Annotated in this window: 2 protein-coding genes; one reads left to right on the top strand and one right to left on the bottom strand. The window is 49.0% G+C overall.

Going from position 1 to position 2,512, the window contains the following annotated elements; all coding sequences use genetic code 11:
• Positions 1-935, bottom strand: a 935-nt coding sequence (hisD, locus tag ACP5VX_RS06990) for a histidinol dehydrogenase (RefSeq protein WP_428725160.1), incomplete at its 3' end; no start/stop codon positions are given.
• Positions 936-1,068: 133 nt separating this feature from the next.
• Here hisD and ACP5VX_RS06985 point away from each other — a divergent pair.
• Positions 1,069-2,512: sodium:solute symporter family transporter (locus ACP5VX_RS06985; protein ID WP_428725159.1), on the top strand; the 1,444-nt coding region annotated here is incomplete at its 3' end.

Genomic DNA, 2,512 nt, shown 5'->3' with positions numbered 1-2,512 from the left:
ACTATGGCGCTATACGCTTCGAGAGCCTTCTTCACAATGTCGCTCCTCGGTATTTTCTCGACCAGGGTCTCAACAATCTCCTTGACTCTCTCTGCTAAGCTGGGACTAGGCGTTACTAAAACCGCTGCTGCTGCCTCGTCGTGTTCTAGCTGCGAAATCAAGTCCCTGGCAACGTACTCAGGGTCAGCTGTTTCATCGGCAATAACGAGGATTTCCGATGGGCCGGCGAGGAAGTCTATGTCGACATCGGTGTACTCCTTTATAATCTGCTTAGCAGCAGTAAACCACAAGCCCCCGGGTCCAGTAATCTTCTCAACTCTCGGGACAGACTCTGTTCCAAAAGCCAAGGCAGCAACAGCGTGAGCGCCTCCAACCTTGAATACCTCTCTCACGCCAAGGTAGTCTAGGACAACGAGTATATGGGGGTCTACGCTTCCATCGGGGGCAGGAGGTGTTGTAGCGACAATCTTACTGACACCAGCGACTTGAGCGGGTATGACTGTCATGAGAGCTGTTGAAGGGTAGAACGCCTTGCCACCAGGCACGTAAACACCCACGCTCTCGATAGGCCGAGTAACCTGGCCAATGAAAACACCTCTCTCGATTTCAATGAACCACGAGTCCTTGGGCTTTTGCTCTTCGTGAAACCTCTTTATGTTCTTGGCAGCGTACTCCACGGCTTTAATAAACCTCTCAGACACAGCGCTCCGGGCTTTTTTAAACTCGTTTTCGCTAACTCTTAGAGATTCAAGGACTCTCTTACCGTAAAACCTCTCGTAGAACTCGAGTATGGCCTTATCGCCCCTCTCCCTAACGCTCTTCATAATCTCCTCGACACTCGTCCTGATTCCAGAAATGTCGAGCCTAGACCTGAGCTTGATCCTTGTGAGAAGGCCTGGGTCTGCTTCTCTCAACTTCACGACTCTTATAGCCACACATACCACCCACAATTTACCAACAAGCCCTTACTATGCATATAGATTTATTTGGTAAACACCTAAATAAACCTAAATAAAAATATTTATATTTAACTCTACATCAAAAATATATATTTAAAAGAGTACTAAAGTGGGGGCTAATTTCATGGAGGAGAAGATACTAGCCTCGTGGATTGGCATAGCACTATACATGATCTTAGTAATTTATGTGGGTGTGAAGTACTATGCCAAGATCAAGAGCATAAGCGACTTCGTGGTCGCGGGGAGGTCGCTTGGGTTCTGGGTTGCGTGGGGCACTATTCTCGCAACGTGGTTCTGCTCAGGGACCTCTCTTGGAGGTGCTCAGATGACGTATCTGTTTGGCATGAGAGGGGTCGTAATGGACCCTATAGCCTCAGCGCTCGCAGTCATACTTTTTGGCCTCTTCTTCGTAGCTAAGTTGAGAAAGCTGAAGTACATAACGGTGGCCGACTTCTTCAGGTACAGGTATGGGCCTGAAATGGAAATAGCTTCGGCAATAGTCCAGATACTGGGGTACATAGGGTGGCTAGGAGGGTTGCTGCTAGCGTACAGCATTGTCTTCCAAATACTACTAGGCTGGGAGAGGGAACCCGGGTTGTACTTAGCCACGATCATAACAATATTCTACACGACGCTAGGCGGTATGTTCGCAGTAGCCCTACTAGACTTCATTAGAGTGTTTATTTTCTGGGTAGCTATGTGGTTTGGGCTCTACTTCGCCTTCGCGTACGTGGGAGGAGCGGGCGCGTTGGTTAGCAAGCTCTCTCCAGACGACTTCAGCATACTTCCAGGCAGTGGCTACGAGTACCTGGGGTACGTGGGCTTATTTGGACTCTTATACTACATTGCCTCGTGGATTAACCAGCCGCTTGGCTCAATATCGTGCCAAGACCTTGTTCAAAGAGGACTCTCAGCCAAGGACGAGAAGACCTCTTCGAGGGCCGCAATCGCAGCTGGGGTCAGCTACTGGATCATAGGCTTGACAGGTGGAGCCCTGTACGGGCTCATAGCCAAGGTATTGTTCCCGGTACTGGACCAGCCCGAGATGGCTATGCCAATGGTTGTAATGTATACAGCTCCAGCGTGGGTTTTCGCGTTATTTGTGGTGGGCTTACTAGCTACAATAATGAGCTCGGCCGACTCGGCGGCTCTAATACCACCCTCCATGTTCGTAAGAAACATTCTGCCCTACATCAAATCGGTGAGCGAGGAGAAAGCAGTCCAGATAATGAGAATCATAGTAGTAGTGGGGACTCTGGGAGCTCTGTGGATAGCGCTGTACTTGCCAAGCATATACTTCCTCACTCAAATGGCTTGGTACATGATGATGTTTGTTCAGGCAATACCGTTCATTATGGGGATATACTGGAAGAAGGCTAACAGGATAGGCGCCATAACTCAAGCTGTTTTCAACGTAGCAATGTGGATAGTCCTCGGATTGTACTTCTACGGGCAGACAGGCGACGTGTGGGCAGCATTCTACATGCCAGGACCCATTATAATGCCGCTTGGACTAGTAGTATTTGTAGTGACATCACTACTAACACAGCACA

It is taken from the genome of Thermogladius sp., assembly GCF_049970955.1.
Classification (GTDB): Archaea; Thermoproteota; Thermoprotei_A; order Sulfolobales; family Desulfurococcaceae; genus Thermogladius.
Note: the sequence above shows the minus strand (reverse complement) of the source record. Positions and strands in the feature narration are given on the sequence as shown.